The sequence below is a fragment of the Mesorhizobium sp. WSM3864 genome (assembly GCF_002294955.1).
GTDB lineage: Bacteria > Pseudomonadota > Alphaproteobacteria > Rhizobiales > Rhizobiaceae > Mesorhizobium.
On the sequence record NZ_NSGD01000009.1, the window covers coordinates 1 to 21,309 of the forward strand.

A 21,309-nucleotide genomic window follows, 5' to 3' on the forward strand; every position below is an offset into this window, starting at 1 on the left:
AGCCTCTCAAGAATCCTTCTTTTGCGGCTTGGCAATAGCCAATCAACTTATCTGCGATTCCCCTGCCCTCGAGGGGGGAGATCTGCGCGGCTCAGCTCTTGCTACTTGCCAGCACCAGCACCGGCTTCTCGCTGTAGAGCGCGGGAAACAGCGCTTTCAAATTCTCGATCTTCGGCAGGTCGTTGTAGACGATGTAGGGGTAAGTCGGGTTCAGCGTCAGGAAATCCTGATGGTAATCCTCGGCCGGATAGAAGGTCTTGCCGGTTTCCAGCGTCGTCACGATCGGCTTCGAAAACACCTTGGCCTTGTCGAGCTGGGCGATGTAGCTCTCGGCGATCTTCTTCTGCTCGTCGTTCTCGGCGAAGATCGTCGAGCGGTACTGCGTGCCCTGGTCCGGCCCCTGGTAGTTGAGCTGCGTCGGGTTGTGCGCGACCGAGAAATAGACCTGCAGCAATTGGCCATAGGTCACCTTCGACGGATCGTAGGTGATCTCGACCGATTCCGCGTGGCCGGTGCGGCCGGTGCCGACGACCTCGTAGACGGCGTTCTCGGCGCTGCCGCCGGCGTAGCCGGAGACGGCCTTGCTGACGCCCTTGACGTGTTGGAACACGCCCTGCACGCCCCAGAAGCAGCCGCCGGCGAAGATCGCTTTCTCCCTGCCGCTGGCGGCCTTTTCATCCAAAACCGGCGGCGGGATCACCACCGCGTCCTCGGCCGAACGCGCCGGCGTCTGCCAGAAGACGGCCGCGGCCGCCGTCAGCACCAGCGCTGCAAGCGGGGCCAGCGAGCGCCGCGCCGCCTTTTTGTCGATGCCGTTCATGTCGGATCTCCTTGTTCGTTGTTCCACTATATACGAAGCAAGCCGCCGCTGGTTTCTCACTTTGCCGTGCGGCGGCTTCTGGCCGATGGCGATTGTTGCCAAGAGACCGGGCCGCTGACTTATTGCGCCGGCGCCATCGCGTCGGCAGGCTTCATCGCATCCGTCACGGGCTTCATCGCATCCGCGGGCTTCATGGCATCCGTGGCGGGTTTCATCGCCTGGGTCGCCATCGCATCGGGCTTCATTTTATCCGCGGGCTTCATCGCGCCGGTCGGCATCATAGCATCGGTCGCCGGCTTCATGGCTTCGGTCGCCATCGCATTGGCGGGCTTCATCGCGTCGGTCGTGTCGTCGGCGCGGGCGCCGGCAACGAACGCGGCAGCGGCAAGCGCGAAAGCCAGCGCCGGCAGCGTAAGGAATTTGGTCATGCTAGTTCTCCTTGGGTTGCGGCGCGCGGATGCGGGCCCTTGGTTAAGCGTTGCCGCTCTGATGCGGCCCGCGCGAAAAGAAAAATCAGTTTGCCGCGGCGGCCAGGATCGGCCCGCCGGCCGGCGTCTGCACCAGCACTGCCGTGCTCAAGCCCTTGGGTGCCGCAGGCAGCGGCAGCGTCGTCGCCTCGCCGTTCCAGCGGCCGAGCCTCTGCAGCGAATGCACGACATTGGCATGCGGCAGCGTGCGTCCGGTGTTCTCGCCGCGCGCCACCGGCACCTCGACGACGCCGCGTGCGTAGCGCACCAGCCAGACATCGGCCGCCCTGCCGGGCGCTGTGCCGGCGCCGATGCTCACCTTGCCGTCGCCGAGCGAGAGCGCCGGACCCTTGGCGTACGGGGTTGTCGAGATCAGCCGCTCGATCTCGCCGGGCGCCGCACCGACGGCGTCGGCGCTGCCGTTCACCACCACCTGCGGCGTGAACGGCCCGTCATGGCCGAGCGGCGGCTCGTAGGCGACCTGGCGCTGGGTGAATTCCTGCCGGCCGAAACTGTCCTTCCAGCCGAGATAGTCCCAGTAGGTGACGTTGAAGGACAGCGCCAGCACGCCCGGCCGGTCCTTGACCTTGATCAGATTGGCATTGGCCGGCGGGCAGGACGAGCAGCCCTGGCTGGTGAACAGCTCGACCACGGTAAGCGGCTCAGCGGAAGCGGCATCGAGCGTGGCGGCAAGCGCAGCAAATGCCGCGCCGGCAAGCAGGCCGATCCTTGTCTTCAATCCGGTCATTGGAAGCAGTCTCCGTAGCGGGGCAATGCTCCCATTTCGCCGCCGCGGAGGACTTCGTTACAGCTTCACCGGTTTGTGATTGAGAGGCGCCTTCCCCTTCTCCCCTTGTGGGAGAAGGTGGATCGGCGCGCAGCGCCGAGACGGATGAGGGGCGCTCCAGCGGAGTGAGACGCTCGCGAGCGCGTCTGCTAGATTCTTGTCTAGACTTAAGGCGCCGCCAAGCTGGAGCACCCCTCATCCGTCGCCTTCGGCGACACCTTCTCCCACAAGGGGAGAAGCGAGGGCGCTACTGCGTCAGCACCGTCTCGGACGGCCGCTGATCGAAGGCGCATTTGCCGGTCACATTGTAGAAGAAATCGGCATTGGAAACCGGCGCCGGCACCGGGTTGCCGCCGTCTTCCCAGGCCTGGTAGCCGGTCTGGCCGCAGGGCACCGAGGTGAAGATGTCGACTTTCTGGCCGGTCGCGACCTCGGGCATATCGGTGGCGCTGGTGCCGATATAGAGCCGGTTCGAGGTGTTGGGATCGTTCGACTTCAGCACCTTCGGGTTGCCCGAGGGAACATCCATTTGCAGATAGAGCTGGTCCATCTGGCTGACATCGATCACAGCGCCGGCGCCATTGGCCGGATAGAAGGTATCGGCGCAGGTCGTGACGTACTTGTTGCTGCCGCTGGTCTGGGTGATCGCCCCGCTCGGCAGATTGTTGAAATTGTCGACCGTCGAGGTCGTGCAGACCTGTTTCTGCACCACGGTCGTGGTCGACCCGTTGATGGTGCTCACCGTGGTTGTGCCGTAGCCCTTCGGGTCGCCATAGCCGTTGTAGTTATAGCTGATCGTCATCAGCGGCTTGGCCTTGGTCTGGCCGAACTGGGTGCCGTAGAGCGTCATCGTCTTGTTCCAGTAGCCCGACACCTTCGTCACCTTGAAGGTGGACTGCACCAGCGTCGGCATCTTGCGCACCGAGGAGCCGACGCCGACATCGACCGAATTGATCCTGGCGATCTGCATGAAACTGGTTGGCATCGGATAGGCCGCCGTGGCGCTGAAGGTCGCCGTGCCGTCGGCGGCGACGTTGACGGCGGTGAGCGTCGCGTCGCCCAGCCCGCTATTGGCGACATAGGCCTGCTGCAAGGCCGTCTGGCGATCGGCCTTCGAGGTCGTGGTCGGCAGCGTGGTGATCGACAGGATCGCGGCGTCAAGCGCCTGCTGCATGTTGCTCCTGGTCGTCACCGCCGAGGTGTAGTCGACGGAAAAGCCGACCGCGAGCAGCAGCGGGATCGCCAACAGCGCCATCATCGGCAGCATCGAGCCGCCTTGCGATCGAACGAAATCTCTTGCCGACGAGAACATGCCCCAACCCCATACACACCGGCAATGCAACCTGCCTGCCACCAGAGGTGGAGATATGCCCAAAATGAGTGCATGAAAGTTTAAGTGGATTTGAATTTTTGCGCGGAGGCGCCCTAACCTTCAAACGCTTGCGCTGCCCCTCACCTGCCTGCCGGCATCCTCTCCCCGTATGGTAACGGGGAGAGGGGCGCCCCCATCGACGATTTCGCCAATTTGGAACGCTGCAAGAAAGGTACCGAGGCGGCGGCCAGCCCCTTCTCCCCGTCACTTACGGGGAGAAGTGCCCGGCAGGGCGATGAGGGGCAGCGCCGGCCTCCGATCATTGGCCGTGTTCAGACATTGGCGAGCGTGTTTGCCTGCTCTGCTCCGATCTCCCCGGGCCCACCGCTTGCCCCTCAACCCCGCCCCTGCTAAAGCGCGCCGCATGACGACGCCCCTCGACCACATCAGAAATTTCTCCATCGTCGCCCATATCGACCATGGCAAATCCACGCTTGCCGACCGGCTGATCCAGCTCACCGGCGCGCTGGAGGAGCGCGACATGAAGGAGCAGGTGCTGGACTCGATGGACATCGAGCGCGAGCGCGGCATCACCATCAAGGCCCAGACCGTTCGGCTGAACTACCGCGCCAAAAACGGCGAGGACTACGTGCTGAACCTCATCGACACCCCCGGCCATGTCGACTTCGCCTACGAGGTGTCGCGCTCGCTCGCCGCCTGCGAGGGCTCGCTGCTGGTGGTCGACGCCTCGCAAGGGGTCGAGGCGCAGACCTTGGCCAATGTCTATCAGGCGATCGACAACAACCACGAGATTGTCGTGGTGCTGAACAAGGTCGACCTGCCGGCGGCTGAACCCGAGCGCATCCGCGAGCAGGTCGAGGAGGTGATCGGCCTCGACGCCTCCAACGCCGTGCTGATCTCGGCCAAGACGGGGCTTGGCGTGCCGGACGTGCTGGAGGCGATCGTCCACCAGCTGCCGCCGCCGCGCGAGGGCGACATCGCAGCGCCCTTGAAGGCGATGCTGGTCGACAGCTGGTATGACGCCTATCTCGGCGTCATCGTGCTGGTGCGCGTCATCGACGGCGTGATGAAGAAGGGCCAGACCATCCGCATGATGGGCACCGGGGCAAAGTATCTCGTCGAGCGCACCGGCGTCTTCAAGCCGGCCCGCGTCAATGTCGACGAGCTCGGCCCCGGCGAGTTCGGCTTCTTCACCGGCTCGATCAAGGAAGTGGCCGACACCCGCGTCGGCGACACCATCACCGAGGACCGCCGCCCGACGCAAAAGGCGCTGCCCGGCTTCAAGCCGGCGCAGCCGGTGGTGTTCTGCGGCCTGTTCCCGGTCGACGCCGCCGATTTCGAGGATCTGCGCGCCGCCGTCGGCAAGCTGCGCCTCAACGACGCCTCCTTCTCCTACGAAATGGAGACCTCGGCCGCGCTCGGCTTCGGCTTCCGCTGCGGCTTCCTCGGGCTGTTGCACCTGGAGATCATCCAGGAGCGGCTGGAGCGCGAGTTCAACCTCGACCTCATCGCCACCGCGCCGTCGGTCGTCTACCGCATGAACCTCATCGACGGCACGACGAAGGAACTGCACAATCCGGCCGACATGCCCGACGTGGTCAAGATCGCCTCGATCGAGGAGCCGTGGATCCGCGCCACCATCCTGACGCCCGACGACTATCTCGGCGGCATTCTGAAACTCTGCCAGGACAGGCGCGGCATCCAGGCCGATCTCTCCTATGTCGGCAAGCGCGCCATGCTGACCTATGATCTGCCGCTCAACGAGGTCGTGTTCGATTTCTACGACCGGCTGAAGTCGATCTCCAAGGGCTACGCCTCCTTCGACTATCACCTGACCAACTATCGCGAGGGCGACCTGGTGAAGATGTCGATCCTGGTCAATGACGAGCCGGTCGACGCTTTGTCCATGCTGGTGCACCGCTCAGCGGCGGAAAAGCGCGGCCGCGCCATGTGCGAGAAGCTGAAGGAGCTGATCCCGCAGCATCTGTTCAAGATCCCGATCCAGGCCGCGATCGGCGGCCGCATCATCGCCCGCGAGACCGTCTCGGCGCTCAGGAAGGACGTCACCGCCAAATGCTACGGCGGCGACGTCTCGCGCAAGCGCAAGCTGCTCGACAAGCAGAAAGAGGGCAAGAAGCGGATGCGCCAGTTCGGCAAGGTGGATATCCCGCAGGAGGCGTTTATCCAGGCGCTGAAGATGGGGGATTGAGGGGGCGGGTATCAGACCGGCCCATAGCGTGGAAAGATTTCAATTCCGATCATTTTTATCGCCGATTCCAGGGTCTTGGTGAGTGCTGCCACGTCGGCACCACCATAGTCCTTGTCGTTTAAGCAAATTGAAATATGGGACTTGCTGATGTCAGGGCTACCACCGATAACATGAAGGTGAGGGCTTCGTTTGTAAAAATAGGAAACGTCGCCTGACTTAATCAGCGGATCGCAGTGAAGACAGAGCAGCTGCTTATCAGCAAACGTCTTCGATATTTGATGGATATGCAAGTATGCACGCTCTAAGACATAGTCTCCCTTCTTATTGAGATCTACCCAAACCTCATAGTAGTTAAAATATATTCCATCGACCTTTGTTTTGACTCTAGTGGAGCCGGCATCAGTTATGGATGCTGCTGACACACCATTGGATATAACGCCAAGAGTATAATTCTGACCAGATCCTATGGGCCTTATTTCAATTTTGTTTTTGTCGACCACTAGCGGCGAAAGAATGCGTCGAATATCTCTCTGCCGATTAATGAGTTCCCGAGCAGCGAGGCTATTCCCAGCCATTATTGGATACCCAACAGAATCTTTCGCTCGCTTTGATTGAAACCGTATGCCTCAGCTATAAGAGCATCGAGTTCACTCTCTAAATTATCTGAATCTCTTCCAGACTGAAACCTGTCAACGGCATCAATAATCCGATTTGTAGTGGCAACGTCGACCTTCAGCAAGTTAGGGATCGGAATTCGCTTAAGCAAGTTTGTTTCTATGCGACTATAGCCTCCCGCGTATTTTGGTGCGTAGGTCCTTAAAAACCAATTGCAAACGGACGAATTAAGAATACCAACAAAAAGCTTCAACAACTGCGCATCATCAAACTGCCCCTTGGGAACGATAAACGGCGAGCGGCTCACCGTAAACGACCCCTTCCAGTCCACTGCGAAACGCGGTGTCAGCATCAAATGCGGACAAACGATTTTGGGTCCTTTGATCTGCTGAGGGTTGCGTGGTCTTTCCGGGCGCCACCAAGGCGTATGGCCGGCACGCACGGGTCCGCGACTCTCCAGTCGCGTGCGGTTGCTTAGCAGGTATTCCCACGTCTTCGGATACCGGTCCCGTAGCTCGTCTTCAGAGAGAGCCTGCATTTTCTCGAAGGGGTAGAGGATTACTTGATCGGAACGCGTGGGAAGCGAAAACTTGGCGATCTGTCGATCAGGTAGATAGTTAATATATATAGCCTCTTCCCCCTTAGGGATATCAGCTCGGCGTATCATAAAAATGTCGTCAGCACCGGTAACAACACCTTGGAGAACCTTCATATAATCTGACAAGGTCGGAAGACTTTTGAGCTTGTCATCAATAGACATCTGCTCGGGGCTGACTATAACCCAGTCGTGGCGCTGAAAGAAGCTCTGGTTGACAGAGAAAACTCTATAGAACGGCGAGTCGACCGTTATTCCATCGAGGCATGCTTGCAATGCTGAGCCCACAAATTCGGTAACGTGAGCCACTTGCGCTGTAGCAATGACTTTCGAAGGATCCAACCTCTTTTGTACGATCAGAAGTATACTGTAAGCCCCAACGCCTTCAAACACGTCAACGGAGCTGAGGTCGACCAAGCAACGGATATCGAATCGTTCCGAGATGAGGCGGCGAATAGGAAATGAGTTCTCAGCGTTCAGGAAAGTTTGCGGCAAAACCATGCATACGAATCCATCGGGTTCGACAGCATTGAGCGATAGCTTCAGAAACGCGATATACGCGTCAATACGCCCCCCAAACTCGTCACCCAGATATTTGGAATATAGCTCTCGGTCCTGAGGGGCCAGATGGTCATATTTGATATAGGGCGGATTAGTAAGCACTGCACCGTAGGCATCGGTCTCAATCTGGTGAGTGTATGCCTCCGCGATCGCATCAACTGCTTTTATTGGAAGATTTGTTGGAAGTTCGTCGGTTGCGACTAGATGCAAAAGCGCCAGTGACAAGCGTGTGGCAGCGCAGGCGTTGGGATCCTTATCAAGGCCTTCAGTACGCTGGAATGCCTCCTTGATCGTGGCGCCAGTAGTGCCCGGGATCGTCGGGTTGCATTGCAATTCGAGCAGAGTTCTCAGGAAAATTCCGGATCCGCACGCAGGATCAATAACTCGAAGAGAACGAAATCGTCTGGGCGTTACGTTGTCCTGAATGTAGCGGGAGAAGAACCCCGCGATAAATTGAGGGGTGTAAACTGCACCGGTTCGAACGGGAACGTAGTCAGCTGATGAAGGGTTTATAAATGAAAGCTGGGCTTGGTCATTCTCCTGTTCCGGCCCGAGAAGCGCGACATAACGTTCATAGATTCGGCTCAGCGCATGTTTGGACATTAATGCAAAATTAAAATCGTAAGACGCATCCCTTGGCGCATAGAAATCTCGGCAGAGATTTAGTGCTGTCGCTCGGTCGACGGCCCCGAATGGGGCGAGCAACGCCATGTCTATGAAGTCCGATATCGGGCGGTCGACGCCGGTTGCATTTAGCGATTCGGACAGTAGGCCACCCAGATCGATTTCCGCCTGTGGCCACCGCCCGAGTTTTGTCATTAGCGCTCGATCGGTTCGATGCGGTCTGTCGAGGTTTCGATCTTCACAACCACGTACAAATATCAGCGCGTTGAAGAGAGCCGATAGATTTTCGTTCTGCGCATTCGGGTAGTCTGCTCTTAGTAGGCGCTTCCAGCGAGTAAGGACTTGAACCAGCGCCTCATCACAAGGCCGAAGAGTCCGTCGGAAATTCTCAACTTCGATTAGGCGAGTAACTTCGGCGGAGGAGAGCCGCCTTTCAAAGTCGGCCGGAATAATTGGAAATATGCGGTCAGCTAACGGCTCCGAAGGGGATTCAGCCAAGTTGTTGACTTGCCTAATATCCGTCTGTGACACGAAAATATGCCACTCGACTAGGTTGTTGTAGGAAATAGCCAGCAATGACCGCAATTGTGCAGGACTGAGGTCGCTGGCGCGATATGGCGCCTTCAAAAAGGAAATGATTGCAGAGTTTTCAAGGCCGTGTTCAACGACCAGATGGTCTTCTGCGGCGTCCACACCAAAAGAGGCTTTAAACTCATAGCTAGGGGTCCACTCGAGTTGCTCAGCAAAACCACGCATTGCAAGCAACTTCATGTCAGAGGGCGTTGCGCTATCAACGATGCGCAAAAAATTGTCGTATGCAGTCGACATGGCTGACCCGTTCACAATCTGCGATTTCTATGACTCGCAGGCAACCCAGAGGCAAGTCAGCAACTGGCAATTCCCGACAACGATTTGTCAGGACGACGATGGGCCAATTCCCTATTCCATTAAAGTGAACCGGAAGGAATGGTCCACGTCGAATACGACCCAAGTGGTCGGTCGAATTCAATCTGTGCCTCTTTCCTCAAGAATTTGCATTGAGATCGTGTTGAGCCTCGATCCTCGGTGTTGCGGGCCGAATCGCCGCCCCTTTTGGAACGCCTGACCTCGTTGTATCCTCTCCCCGGCTCGGGGAGACATCACATGCGCTCCACCTCGGACACCGTCGCCGCGATCGGCCTCGCCATCGGCGGCGCGTTGGGCATGGCAGGCGCCTTCGTTGCAAGCGACGCGCTGCGCGAAACGCTGTGGACCATCGACGGCGTGGGCGTCGTCGTCGCCACTGCGCTGCTCACGATGAAATACCAGCGGCTGGGCAATGACCTCGTCGCGGCCGGCTTCCTCACCTACCTCGCCGGCGAAAGCCTGCTTCTGGCCGGCAATGCGGCGGGCCTTGAGGCCAGCGTGCCGTCCTATGTCGGCGGCATTGCGCTGTGGGCGGCGGGGCTCACCATGGTCAGCGCGCCAAAAACCTTCGCGCTGTGGATGCGGCTCACCGCTTTCGTCGCGGCCGTGCTCTTCGTCGTCTCGGCGGTAATGATGCTCTGGGGCGCGCCGCTTTTGCCCACATCGGCGCCTTTGCCCGCCGCCGGCTATCCGTTCCTGGTCCTCACCTTCATCGGCTGGATCTGGACGCTGCTGAAATCGCAGCGCTGAGCGGGCGAAAAATGGCCGCGCCGCTTGAAATCCGCAACAGCGCATCGGGTAAGATCCTGCCCGCGGTGGGACCGTTCCTGATCGGCGGCATCTTTGGCTTCGGCGCGCTGCAGGGCGTCGCCTCGGGCACGTCCGGCGGCCATGTGCTGTGGATCGCGCTGCTCGGCGTCGCCTTCCTGGCGCTCGGCGTCTTCATCTCGCGCGGCGCTTTCGACAATTCGGTCAAGGTCACGCTTGATCAGCGCGGTTTTCGCGATGCTCGCGCCGGCGATGTGCTGGTGCCGTGGAACAAGGTGCGGAGCGTGCGCCTCGCCTCCGGCGGCAAGGGCGCGGCGATGCTCAATTTCGAACTCACGGAGGAGCCGCCCGACGCAATCAAATACGCCGCCGCCAATGCCTTCGGCCTGATGCCCTTCGGCAAGACCACCGTGCACATGGAGATCTCCTCGCTCGACATCCACGACCAGGACTTGATCGAGGCGGTGAAGACATTCGCGCCGCATGTGGTGGTGAGGCGCTGATCTCCCCCCTCGAGGGGGAGATGTCGCCAAAGGCGACAGAGGGGGTCGCCGCGCGTGGAGCGCCGACGCCGTGCGGCACGAGATGAGGTCGGCGTTCTACGCGCAAGGACCCCCTCTGACCGCTTCGCGGCCATCTCCCCCTCGAGGGGGGAGATTACCGGTGCTTCCCGTGCTCTACTCCCATCGGGGACCTCGCCATGATTCGCGCTCTGCTCGTCGCTCTTCTCCTCACCGCGCCGGCCTTCGCCGCCGACATGTCGGTCTTTGTCCGCAACCAGCGCTCCGACGGCGTCGCGCTGGAACTGTTCAGCCGCGACAGCGAAAAGGTCTGGCCGGGCGGCGACAAGGTTTTTCTCATCCGCCCGCAGGCGCGCAAATCCGTGCCGATCTCCTGCGAGCCCGGCGAGCACATCTGCTGGGGCGCCTGGGTGGCCGGCAACGATTCCGTCACCGCCGGCGTCGGCCCCGACAACGACCAGCCCTGCGACACCTGCTGCTTCATCTGTACTGACCACTCGACCGAGACGGTGGATCTGGCGGAGTGAAGCTGCCAATCTCCCCCCTCGAGGGGGAGATGTCGCCAAAGGCGACAGAGGGGGTCGGTCCGACCGGACTCGGCCTCCGGCTGCAGAACGAGGCTGGCGCTCCATGCGAGATGACCCCCTCTAGCCTGCCGGCCATCTCCCCCTCAAGGGGGGAGATCAGCTGTCACACCGGCCCTCGCCTATTGCCAACATTGCAGGAATGGCGCGGCGCGGAAGTTGGCCAATCTCCCTCCCTGAGGGGGAGATGTCCGGCAGGACAGAGGGGGGTGGCTTGGCGCTGGCGTCTCAGCAAACTCTTCGAAGCCGCACCATCTCTGCTCTTGGCCCATCGCTCCCGCCTTTATCCGCCGGCCCGTATCGGCTAAGGGGCAGGCACCAAACCTCTTGCCCGGACTTGCCACCGCCAAATGACCGCCAAGCCAAAACCGCTCTTCCTCGGCATCGACACCGGCGGCACCTATACCGATGCCGTGCTGTGGTCGGAGGAGGGCGGGCCCCTGGACAACCCAGATAAGGGCAAGGTGCTGGCCAAGGCCAAGGCGCTGACCACGCGCCACGACCTCGCCGTCGGCATTTCCGGCGCGGTCGACGCGGTGCTGGAGAAATCCGGCACCGACCCGGCCGCGATCAAGCTGGTGTCGATGTCGACCACGCTTGCCACAAACGCGCTGGTCGAGGGCCAGGGCGGGCGCGTCGCGCTGGTGATGATCGGCTTTTCCGAGGCCGACCTCGCCCGCGACGGGCTGAAGACGGCTCTCGGCAGCGATCCGGTGGTGTTCTGCCCCGGCGGCCATGACGTACACGGCAATGCCGCGAAGCTCGATCTTTCCGGCCTCGAGGCGGCGTTGCCGGAGCTTGGGGGTTCGGTGTCGGGTTTCGCCGTCTGCGCCTATTTCGCCACCCGCAACCCGGCGCATGAGCTCGCCGCGCGCGACCTGATCCGCGAAAAGACCGGCCTGCCGGTCACCGCCAGCCACGAGCTTTCGGCCAAGCTCGGCGGGCCGCGCCGCGCGCTCACCACTTTGCTCAACGCCCGGCTGATCTCGATGATCGACCGGCTGGTCGCGGCGACCGAAGGCTTTCTTAGCCGGCGCGGCATCGCCGCACCTTTGATGGTGGTGCGCGGCGACGGCGCGCTGGTGTCGGCGGCCTTTGCCCGCCAGCGGCCGATCGAGACGATCCTCTCCGGTCCGGCCGCCAGCCTGGTCGGCGCCCGCCATATGACCGGGCTCGACGACGCCATGGTCTCCGACATCGGCGGCACCACCACCGACGTCGCCGTGCTGGATAGCGGCCGGCCGCGGCTCGATCCGGAAGGCGCCACCGTCGGCGGCTTCCGCACCATGGTCGAAGCCGTCGCCATGCGCACCTTCGGCCTCGGCGGCGACTCCGAAGTGGCGCTGGAGGACGGCGCGCTCGACCCGAAGATCCTGCTCGGGCCGCGCCGCCTGGTGCCGCTGGCGCTGGCCGGCTTGGCGCATGGCGAGGGGGTCACCGCCGAGCTGGAGCGGCAGCTGCGCGCGCCGAATCCCGGCCGCATGGACGGGCGTTTTGCCGTGCGCACCGGCGTGCCGGATCGCCTCGCCGCCGGCCTCACCGCGCCGGAAGCGAAACTCTACGAGGCGATCGGCGCGACCCCGCTGGCGCTTGACCGGCTGCTCAGCTCCAACGCCCAGAACGCCACGCTGAACCGGCTGGTGGCGCGCGGCCTGGTGCACATCTGCGGCTTCACGCCGTCCGACGCCGCCCATGTGCTCGGCAAGCAGTCGAACTGGGATCCCGCCGCCGCGCGCCTCGGCGCCGAGCTGTTTTCCCGCCGCCGCGACGGCCGCGGCCAGCCGATCGCCGCGACGCCGGAAGTGCTCGCCCAGCGCGTGCTCGTCACGCTGACGCGCTGGTCGGCCGAATACATCCTCGAAACCGCTTTTGCCGAGGATGGGCTGGACGGCGCCGCGACCGTCGCGCATGCGCTGGTGCAGCGCGCCGTCGATGCGCATCCCGGCATCGCCCGCTTCAGCGTCGCGCTCGACCGTCCGGTGATCGGCCTCGGCGCCTCGGCGCCGCTGCATTATGCCGGCCTGCCGCCGCTGATCGGCAATGGCTGCATCGTGCCGGAGGACACCGACGTCGCCAACGCGCTCGGCGCGGTCGTCGGCCAGGTCCGGGTCTCGGCCGAGGCCCGCGTCAGCCAGCCCAGGGAAGGGCTCTTCCGGCTCGCCTCGGGACAGACGGTGCGCGACTTCACCGAGGAGGAGAAGGCGATCGCCGCGGCGGAAGCCGACGTGCGGGCGATCGTTGCCGAGCGCGCGAAGAATGCCGGCACCGACAGCGCCGAAATCGATGTTTCCACCGAGTTCAAGGTCTCGACGGTCGAGAACCAGCGCATGTTCATCGAGGCGCATGTGGTGGCGGTGGCGTCAGGGCGCCCAAGGATTGCGGTTTAGAAGCAATCTCCCCCCTTGAGGGGGAGATGTCGCCGAAGGAGACAGAGGGGGTCGGCCCGACTGGGCCCGGCCTGCTGCAACGAATAGAGCTCGCGCTCCACGCGAGGCGACCCCCTCTGGCCTGCCGGCCATCTCCCCCTCAAGGGGGGAGATTCGCTTGCCGCCAAAATCCGCACCTTCACCCTAAGCCGAATTGACCCTTGAACCCCAAACATGTCAAAGCCCCGGCAAAGCCTTACCCATCTGGAGACGTGCTGATGACCGACCGCATCGAGATCGCCGGGTTGCAGATTGCCCGGGAGCTCCATGACTTCGTCGCCGAGGAGGCAGCAGTCGGCACCGGCATCGATCCGGAAAAGTTCTGGACCGGCTTTTCAGAGATCGTCCACGACCTCGCGCCGAAGAACCGCGCGCTGCTCGCCAAGCGCGACGCCATGCAGGAGAGGCTGGACGACTGGTACCGCGCCAACGGCGCGCCGGTCGACATGGAGCTGTACAAAACTTTCCTCGAAGAGATCGGCTATCTGGTGCCGGAAGGTCCGGCCTTCAGCGTCTCGACCGAAAATGTCGATCCGGAGATCGCGGTCGTCGCCGGGCCGCAGCTGGTCGTGCCGGTGATGAACGCGCGCTATGCGCTCAATGCCGCCAATGCGCGCTGGGGCTCGCTTTATGACGCGCTCTACGGCACCGACGCCATTCCCGAGACCGCAGGCGCCGAAAAGGGCAAAACGTTCAATCCCACGCGCGGCGCCAAGGTGATCGCCTGGGTCAGGGACTTCCTCGACCAGTCCGTGCCGCTCACCACTGGCAAATGGGCCGGCGTCAACGGGCTCTCGGTGGCGAACGGCGCGCTGAAGGTCGGCGAAGGCGCCGGCGCCACCACGCTTGCCGATCCAAAGCAGTTCGTCGGCTATCGCGGCGACGCCGACACTCCGGAAGCCGTGCTTTTGGTAAAGAACGGCCTGCATATCGAGATCGTCGTCGATCATGCCAGTCAGATCGGCAAGACCGATGCGGCCGGCATTGCCGACGTCATCCTCGAGGCCGCCTTGACCACCATCCAGGACTGCGAGGATTCGGTCGCCGCGGTCGATGCCGAGGACAAGGTCGTCGTCTATCGCAACTGGCTCGGCCTGATGAAGGGCGACTTGGCGGAAGAGATCACCAAGGCCGGCAAGAGCTTTGTCCGCAAGCTCAATCCGGACCGCCGCTACACGGCGCCGAATGGCGGCCAGCTGCTGCTGCCCGGACGCTCGCTGATGCTGGTCAGGAATGTCGGCCACCTGATGACCAATCCGGCGATCCTCGACCGCGACGGCAATGAGGTGCCGGAAGGCATCATGGACGCGGCGCTCACCGCGCTGATCGCGCTGCACGATGTCGGCGACAACGGCCGCCGCGCCAACTCCCGTGCCGGCTCGATGTATGTGGTGAAGCCGAAGATGCACGGGCCGGAGGAAGTCGGCTTCGCCGTGGAAATCTTCGACCGCGTCGAGGCCCTGCTCGGCATGGCCAAGAACACCATCAAGATGGGCATCATGGACGAGGAGCGGCGGACCACCGTCAACCTCAAGGAAGCGATCCGCGCCGCAAGGGAGCGCGTCGTGTTCATCAACACCGGCTTCCTCGACCGCACCGGCGACGAGATCCACACCTCAATGGAAGCCGGCCCGATGATCCGCAAGGGCGACATGAAGCAGGCGGCCTGGATTTCCGCCTATGAGGCGTGGAACGTCGACACCGGCCTCGAATGCGGGCTCGCCGGCCACGCCCAGATCGGCAAGGGCATGTGGGCGATGCCGGATTTGATGGCGGCGATGCTGGAACAGAAGATCGCGCATCCCAAGGCCGGCGCCAACACCGCCTGGGTGCCCTCGCCGACCGCGGCGACGCTGCACGCCACGCACTATCATAAAGTGGATGTGCACGCCGTGCAGGCGGCGCTGAGGAGCCGGCCGAAGGCCAGGCTCGACGACATCCTGTCGGTGCCCGTGGCGGTGCGGCCGAACTGGACGCCGGACGAGATCCAGCGCGAGCTCGACAACAACGCGCAAGGCATTCTCGGCTATGTCGTGCGCTGGATCGATCAGGGTGTCGGCTGCTCGAAAGTGCCCGATATCAACGATGTCGGCCTGATGGAAGACCGCGCCACGCTGCGCATTTCCTCGCAGCACGTCGCCAACTGGCTGCGCCACAAGGTGTGCTCGGAGATCCAGGTCCGGGATTCGCTGCAGCGCATGGCGGCGATCGTCGATCGCCAGAATGTCGGCGACCCGTTCTACCGGCCGATGGCGCCGGATTTCGACAAGTCGATCGCCTTCCAGGCCGCCTGCGACCTGGTGTTCAAGGGGACAGTCCAGCCCAACGGCTACACCGAGCCGGTGCTGCATGCGCGCAGGCTGGAGCTGAAGGCGAGGGACCGGGCGGGGTAGCGCCGCGAAGCTCGCCAGGGACCTTACGCCGCCTGCGCCATGCGCTCCGCGCTCATGCGGTAGGAGATCGCCTCGGCGAGATGGATGCGGCCGACGGTTTCGCTGGCGTCGAGATCGGCGAGCGTCCGCGCGACCTTCAGCACGCGGTGATAGGCTCGCGCCGAGAAGGCGAGCTTTTCGCTGGCGTCCTTGAGCAGCGTCAGCCCGGCGGCGTCGGGCCTGGCGATCGCCTCGACGACCGAAGGCGGGCAGTGCGCGTTGGTGGTGGCCGCAGCACCCAGCCTTTCCAGCCGCTCGCGCTGCATGGCCCGGGCGCGCGCCACGCGCTGCGCCACAGCGGCGCTGGTCTCGGCCTTGTCCGGCCGGATCAGGTCGCTCGCCGAGACCGCCGGCACCTCGATCCTGAGATCGATGCGGTCGAGCAGCGGGCCGGAAATGCGCGCCTGGTATTCGGTGCGGCAGCGCTCGCCGCGCAGGCAGCGATAGCCGGGCTCGCCCGACATGCCGCAGCGGCACGGGTTCATCGCCGCCACCAGCTGGATGCGCGCCGGATAGGTGACGCGGTGGTTGGCGCGCGCGATCACGCAGTCGCCGGTCTCCAGCGGCTGGCGCAGCGCGTCCAACGTCTGCGGCGTGAATTCCGGGAATTCGTCGAGGAACAGCACGCCGTGATGCGCAAGCGACACTTCGCCCGGCCGCACGCGCAAGCCGCCGCCCACCATCGCCGCCATCGACGCCGAATGATGTGGCGCGCGGAACGGCCGTCGGTCTGTCAGCTTGCCTTCGCCGAGCTCGCCCGCCACCGACGCGATCATCGAGACTTCGAGCAGCTCCTTCGGCGCCAGCGGCGGCAAGATCGAGGGCAGCCTTTGCGCCAGCATCGACTTGCCCGAGCCCGGCGGTCCGACCATCAGGAGATTGTGGCCGCCCGCCGCCGCCACTTCCAGCGCCCGCTTGGCGCTTTCCTGGCCCTTGATGTCGGCAAGGTCCGGCAGATCGCGCGCGGCGACCTGGATGCCTGCCTCGGGACGCGACAGCACCTGGGTGCCGCGAAAATGGTTGGCGATGGCGATCAGGCTGCGCGGCGCCAGGATATCGAAATCCTTGCCGGCCCAGGCTGCCTCCGGCCCGCAGGCGAACGGACAGATCAGGCCTTTGCCTTCGGCGTTGGCGCCGATCGCCGCCGGCAGCGCGCCGGCGACAGCGGCAATGGTGCCGTCGAGCGACAATTCGCCGAGCACGACATAGCCGGCCAGCATATCGCCCGGAATGGCGCCGAGCGCGGCCATCAATCCGAGCGCGATCGGCAGATCGTAGTGGCTGCCTTCCTTGGGCAGGTCCGCCGGCGCGAGATTCACCGTCACCTTCTTCGACGGCATCGACAGGCCGGAGGCATGAAGCGCGGCCTGCACGCGTTCCCGGCTCTCTGCCACCGCCTTGTCCGGCAGGCCGACGATCTGCATCCCGACCTTGCCCGGGGCGATCATCACCTGGACATCGACCGGCACGGCCTCGATGCCCTGGAAAGCCACCGTGCGAACCCGCGCTACCATCTTGTCTCAAGCCCCCGGATACCGGCTCGCTCGCCGGCCCTGCGATCAGGCGGCGAGCGGGTTTGGTTTAGACAACCACAGATTTTCGGCTTAAGCAAGAACATTACGGGAACATACGGTCCCGCCCACCGGGCAGCTGAGGGGCGCTACTTCCGCTTCCCTTCCACGCAGTCCCAGAACAGGGCAGCAATGTCCGCGCCGCCGAAGCGCCGCACCTCGCGCACGCCGGTCGGCGAGGTGACGTTGATCTCGGTCATGTAGTCGCCGATGACATCGATGCCGACGAGGATGAAGCCGCGTTCCCGGAGCGCCGGCCCGATGCGGGCACAGATCTCGCGTTCGCGCTCCGTCAGCTCGGTCTTCTCGGCGCGGCCGCCGACATGCATGTTGGAGCGCGAATCGTGCTCGGCCGGCACGCGGTTGATGGCGCCCACCGGCTCGCCGTCGATCAGGATGATGCGCTTGTCGCCCTTGCGCACGTCCTTGAGATAGCGCTGCACGATATAGGGTTCGCGGAACAGCTGGCCGAACATTTCGAGCAGCGAGGCAAGGTTTCGGTCGGCCTCGTGCAGATGGAAGATACCCGCCCCGCCATTGCCGTAGAGCGGCTTGACGATGATGTCGCCGAACTCCTTGCGGAAGGCGGCCACCTCCTGAGGGTCCTTGGTGATCAGCGTTTCCGGCATCAGGTCCGGGAATTCGGTGACGAAGATCTTTTCCGGGCTGTTGCGGACCCAGGCCGGGTCGTTGACCACCAGCGTGTTCGGATGGATGCGTTCCAGAATGTGGGTGGTGGTGATGTAGTTCATGTCGAAGGGCGGGTCCTGCCTGAGCAGCACCACGCCCATCTCCGACAGATCGGTGCGCACCGGCTCGCCCAGCGAATAATGGCTGCCCTTCTCGTCGCGCACCTGCATCTCCTCGGCGCGCGCGAACACCTTGCCGTCCCGCATCGACAGGCGGTCGGGCGTGTAGTGGAAAAGCTTGTGGCCCCGCCGCTGCGCTTCCAGCGACAGCGCGAACGTGGTGTCGCCGGCGATCGACACCGTGGAGACATGGTCCATCTGGACGGCGATTTTCAACGGCATCTCGGGTCTCCGGCAATCTCTGCCGCCGATATAGGGAAATCGGCGGCTTCTGCCAATCGGCCAGAGATTATCGGTCGAAGACCAGCCGGGAATAGCCGACGAAGGACAGCGCCATCGCGACCAGCGAGGCGACCGTCAGCGCCGCCAGCGGCGGCAGGGAGGGCAGCCCGAACAGAAGGGCACAATAGACGAGATAATTGACGATGCTGGTGGCGACGCCGACGCCCCCGTAACGCGCGCCTTCCTGCGCGATGCCTCGGCTCGACGGCGCAAAGGTCAGATGCCGGTTGATCTGCCAGGTGACGGTGAGCGCGAAGCCGATCGACAGCACGCGCGCCGCCAGCGGCCCTAGCGGCGTGACGGAAAGCAGCAGCCAGAGCGCGGCCGCATCGGCAACGAAGCCGATGCCGCCGGCAAGCACGAAGCGGCCAAGCCGGACCATCAGGCGGCTCGCGAGGCCTTGCCCGGCTCCCTCTTCCGGGAGGCCTCGCCGTTGAAGCCCGCGCGTCGCTCGATGCGGCCGGCAGGGATGGAAAGATAGAAGATGCGCTTCTGTTCGGCCCGGCCGCGCGACACCGAATCGAGGATCAGCCCGGTGACCATCGCCAGCATGGACAAGAGGAGCAGGCCAACGGACAGCACCCAGGTCGGCATGCGCGGAACAAGTCCTGTCTCGGCGAACTCGATCAGCACCGGGATCATCAGCCCGATGCTGGCCGCCAGGAAGAACAGGGCAAACGTGCCGAAGAAACGCAGCGGCTGCGTCTCCTTCACCAGCATGGCGAACATCCATAGGATCCTGGCGCCGTCGCGGAAAGTCGACAGCTTCGACGATGAGCCTTCCGGGCGGCGGCCGTAGTCGAGCGCCATCTCGTTCACCGGCAGCTTGAGCTGCGAGGCATGGACCGACATCTCGGTCTCGATCTCGAAGCCGCCGGAAACCGCCGGGAAGCTCTTGACGAAGCGCCGCGAAAAGACCCGGTAGCCGGAAAAGATGTCGGTGAAATCGGCGCCGAACAGGCCCTTGTAGAGCCGGTTGAAGATGCGGTTGCCGAAGGCGTGGCCGGAGCGGCCGGCGTCGTCGGTGACGCCGCGCCGGGTGCCCACCACCATGTCCGAGCGCTCGGTCAAGAGTGTGTTGATCAGCTCCGGCGCATCTTCCGGCGCGTAGGTGCCGTCGCCGTCCGCCATCACATATATGTCGGCGTCGATGTCGGCGAACATGCGGCGCACCACATTGCCCTTGCCCTGGCGCGGTTCGCGCACGACGACCGCGCCGGCCGCGCGGGCCCTGAGCGCGGTCAGGTCCTTCGAATTGTTGTCGTAGACATAGATCGTCGCGGAGGGCAGCGTCTCGCGGAAGCGCCGCACGACCTCACCGATCGTCAGCTCCTCATTGTAGCAGGGCAGGAGCACGGCGATCGCCGGCTCGTTGCGGACCTCGTGCGGCATGCCTGTCTCCGGTGCCCGGGCCCAGCCGACCAGCCGCGCCAATGCCGGCGTCTCCGGGCCGCTTTACTATTTATTGAAGCTGTTAATGCCCGGTTTAAGCCTCCACCGCCAAAGACCCTGGACCGCCAGGCGTGGCGCCAAGACCCTTTCCGCATCTTCAGAAAATCGATTTTCCGATACCTTTCCTAAACGCTTTGCTGCCAGTCTGGTCACAAATTCCCCCGTCAGAACAGGAACATGATGCAAACGACGTTTGGCACCGGGCAGCCAGGCAGGGAAAACGCGGATCTGGCCTTCACCGATCCGCTGACCGGACTTGGCAACCATCGTCGCTTTTACGACAAGGTCGATCGCCTGATCAGCGACCGCGCCGACGATCCCGCGCCCTTCACCGTCGGCATTCTCGATCTCGATGGCTTCAAACCGATCAACGATCTGTTCGGCCACAAGGCCGGCGACGACATCCTGATCCAGGTGGCTATGCGCTTGCGTGCCTCGATGGATGGCTATTCCACCGTCTGTCGCATCGGCGCCGACGAGTTCGCCTTCCTCTACCCGATGGTGTTCAGCGAGGAGCAGGCGGCCGAAAAATCGCGCATGCTGATCGAGATCCTGTCGGCGCCCTATGATGTCGGCGAGCGCACCGCCAGATTGTCGGCTTCGGTCGGCTGCTCGCTGTTTTATTCCGGCGACGAGACCACAGAGATCCTGATCAACAAGGCCGAGACCGCGCTCTACCACGCCAAGCGCTCGGGCCGCGGCCGCGTCGTCGTCTACACACGCGAGATGGAGGAGGCCGCCAAGCGCGTCACCCGCATCGAGCAGGCACTGCGCCGCGCCGTCTCGGCCGGCGAGGTCGAGCCGCATTTCCAGCCGATCGTCGACCTCACCAGTCGCCGCACCATCGGCTTCGAGACGCTGGCTCGCTGGACCGACCGCGATCTCGGCATGGTGCCGCCGAGCGTGTTCATTCCCATCGCCGAGGAGCGCGGCATCATCGGCCCACTGTCGCAGCTGGTGCTGCGCAAGGCGACCGAGGCGGCGCGCAACTGGCCGAAGGACCTGTTTTTGTCCTTCAACCTGTCGCCCTCGCAGCTTGTCGACCAGAACACCGGCCTGCATATCCTGGCGATCCTCGACCGCACCGGCTTCGATCCGCGCCGGCTGGAGATCGAGATCACCGAAACCGGCCTGATGACCGACCCGGCTTCGGCCGAGAAGATCGTCGAGGATCTGCGCCGCGTCGGCATCCGCGTCTCGCTCGACGATTTCGGCACCGGCCAGTCCTCGCTCGGGCGCCTGCGCGAATTCCATTTCGACAAGCTGAAGATCGATCGCGCCTTCGTTTCCTCGATCCTCGACGACCGCCCCTCGGAACACATCATCCGTGCCATTCTCGCCATGTGCGAAGGACTCGGCATGGACGTTGTGGCCGAAGGCATCGAGGAGGAAGCGCAGGCCGACCGCCTCGTCCAGTTCGGCTGCGCGGGTGGCCAAGGGTACCTGTTCGGCAAGCCTGTCGATGCCGACGCCACGCTTGGCTATCTGCGCGATTCCTATCGCGGCGCGCTGCGCGCCAAGGCGATCTGATCAAGCCAACCCGCGAT

The 21,309-nt window shown here is 63.4% G+C and carries 17 protein-coding genes; 7 read left to right on the plus strand and 10 right to left on the minus strand.

Annotated elements, in window-relative coordinates; genetic code table 11:
• Positions 1 to 91: 91 nt before the first annotated feature.
• The 4 genes from msrA to CK215_RS18960 all read right to left on the minus strand — a co-directional run bounded on the left by msrA (position 92) and on the right by CK215_RS18960 (position 3,386).
• On the minus strand, positions 92 to 820 hold the full coding sequence (msrA, locus tag CK215_RS18945; RefSeq protein ID WP_095831823.1) for a peptide-methionine (S)-S-oxide reductase MsrA: 729 nt from the start codon (positions 818 to 820) through the stop codon (positions 92 to 94).
• A 119-nt stretch (positions 821 to 939) separates the two neighbouring features.
• Positions 940 to 1,248, minus strand: coding sequence for a hypothetical protein (locus CK215_RS18950; protein ID WP_095776802.1), 309 nt, complete (start codon positions 1,246 to 1,248; stop codon positions 940 to 942).
• A gap of 85 nt (positions 1,249 to 1,333) precedes the next feature.
• Positions 1,334 to 2,035 carry a DUF1223 domain-containing protein gene (locus CK215_RS18955; RefSeq protein WP_095776803.1) on the minus strand — a complete coding sequence of 234 codons (702 nt, stop codon included), beginning with the start codon at positions 2,033 to 2,035 and terminating at the stop codon, positions 1,334 to 1,336.
• A 286-nt stretch (positions 2,036 to 2,321) separates the two neighbouring features.
• Positions 2,322 to 3,386 carry a pilus assembly protein TadG-related protein gene (locus CK215_RS18960; protein ID WP_095831824.1) on the minus strand — a complete coding sequence of 355 codons (1,065 nt, stop codon included), beginning with the start codon at positions 3,384 to 3,386 and terminating at the stop codon, positions 2,322 to 2,324.
• Between the two features lie 424 nt (positions 3,387 to 3,810).
• Here CK215_RS18960 and lepA point away from each other — a divergent pair, with 424 nt between their 5' ends.
• Complete coding sequence (lepA, locus tag CK215_RS18965) at positions 3,811 to 5,616, plus strand: translation elongation factor 4 (RefSeq protein ID WP_095831923.1); 1,806 nt, start codon at positions 3,811 to 3,813, stop codon at positions 5,614 to 5,616.
• 11 nt (positions 5,617 to 5,627) lie between these two features.
• Here lepA and CK215_RS18970 read toward each other — a convergent pair whose 3' ends face one another.
• Together CK215_RS18970 and CK215_RS18975 are read right to left on the minus strand one after the other, a co-directional pair.
• Positions 5,628 to 6,191 (minus strand): hypothetical protein, encoded by a 564-nt coding sequence (locus CK215_RS18970; RefSeq protein ID WP_095831825.1) that lies wholly within the window; start codon positions 6,189 to 6,191, stop codon positions 5,628 to 5,630.
• Positions 6,191 to 8,839 carry an N-6 DNA methylase gene (locus tag CK215_RS18975; protein WP_095831826.1) on the minus strand — a complete coding sequence of 883 codons (2,649 nt, stop codon included), beginning with the start codon at positions 8,837 to 8,839 and terminating at the stop codon, positions 6,191 to 6,193. Before CK215_RS18975 ends, CK215_RS18970 begins: the two co-directional genes overlap by 1 nt.
• Positions 8,840 to 9,154: 315 nt before the next feature.
• Between CK215_RS18975 and CK215_RS31350 the strand changes: the two genes are divergently transcribed.
• From CK215_RS31350 to CK215_RS19005, 5 genes are all read left to right on the plus strand, one after another.
• Complete coding sequence (locus CK215_RS31350) at positions 9,155 to 9,667, plus strand: hypothetical protein (RefSeq protein WP_170950330.1); 513 nt, start codon at positions 9,155 to 9,157, stop codon at positions 9,665 to 9,667.
• Between the two features lie 11 nt (positions 9,668 to 9,678).
• Entirely contained in the window at positions 9,679 to 10,188 is a 510-nt protein-coding gene (locus CK215_RS18985; RefSeq protein ID WP_095831827.1) for a hypothetical protein, read from the plus strand.
• Positions 10,189 to 10,385: 197 nt separating this feature from the next.
• Complete coding sequence (locus tag CK215_RS18990; protein ID WP_095831828.1) at positions 10,386 to 10,733, plus strand: hypothetical protein; 348 nt, start codon at positions 10,386 to 10,388, stop codon at positions 10,731 to 10,733.
• A 407-nt stretch (positions 10,734 to 11,140) separates the two neighbouring features.
• Complete coding sequence (locus CK215_RS19000; RefSeq protein WP_095831829.1) at positions 11,141 to 13,177, plus strand: hydantoinase/oxoprolinase family protein; 2,037 nt, start codon at positions 11,141 to 11,143, stop codon at positions 13,175 to 13,177.
• 257 nt (positions 13,178 to 13,434) lie between these two features.
• A complete protein-coding gene (locus tag CK215_RS19005; RefSeq protein ID WP_095831830.1) occupies positions 13,435 to 15,609 on the plus strand; it encodes a malate synthase G in 2,175 nt (724 codons plus the stop codon).
• Positions 15,610 to 15,632: 23 nt separating this feature from the next.
• On the opposite strand, the gene CK215_RS19010 is transcribed toward CK215_RS19005, so the two are convergent.
• The 4 genes from CK215_RS19010 to CK215_RS19025 all read right to left on the minus strand — a co-directional run bounded on the left by CK215_RS19010 (position 15,633) and on the right by CK215_RS19025 (position 19,702).
• Positions 15,633 to 17,162, minus strand: coding sequence for a YifB family Mg chelatase-like AAA ATPase (locus CK215_RS19010; RefSeq protein WP_095831831.1), 1,530 nt, complete (start codon positions 17,160 to 17,162; stop codon positions 15,633 to 15,635).
• A 146-nt stretch (positions 17,163 to 17,308) separates the two neighbouring features.
• Positions 17,309 to 18,250 carry a glutathione synthase gene (gshB, locus tag CK215_RS19015; RefSeq protein ID WP_095831832.1) on the minus strand — a complete coding sequence of 314 codons (942 nt, stop codon included), beginning with the start codon at positions 18,248 to 18,250 and terminating at the stop codon, positions 17,309 to 17,311.
• A 67-nt stretch (positions 18,251 to 18,317) separates the two neighbouring features.
• The gene (locus CK215_RS19020; protein ID WP_095831833.1) at positions 18,318 to 18,692 is read right to left on the minus strand and encodes a GtrA family protein; all 375 of its coding nucleotides are present in this window, start codon (positions 18,690 to 18,692) and stop codon (positions 18,318 to 18,320) included.
• Entirely contained in the window at positions 18,692 to 19,702 is a 1,011-nt protein-coding gene (locus CK215_RS19025) for a glycosyltransferase (protein ID WP_095782363.1), read from the minus strand. Before CK215_RS19025 ends, CK215_RS19020 begins: the two co-directional genes overlap by 1 nt.
• A 240-nt stretch (positions 19,703 to 19,942) precedes the next feature.
• On the opposite strand from CK215_RS19025, the gene CK215_RS19030 reads away from it, so the two are divergent.
• Complete coding sequence (locus CK215_RS19030; protein ID WP_067003303.1) at positions 19,943 to 21,292, plus strand: EAL domain-containing protein; 1,350 nt, start codon at positions 19,943 to 19,945, stop codon at positions 21,290 to 21,292.
• Positions 21,293 to 21,309 lie beyond the last annotated feature (17 nt).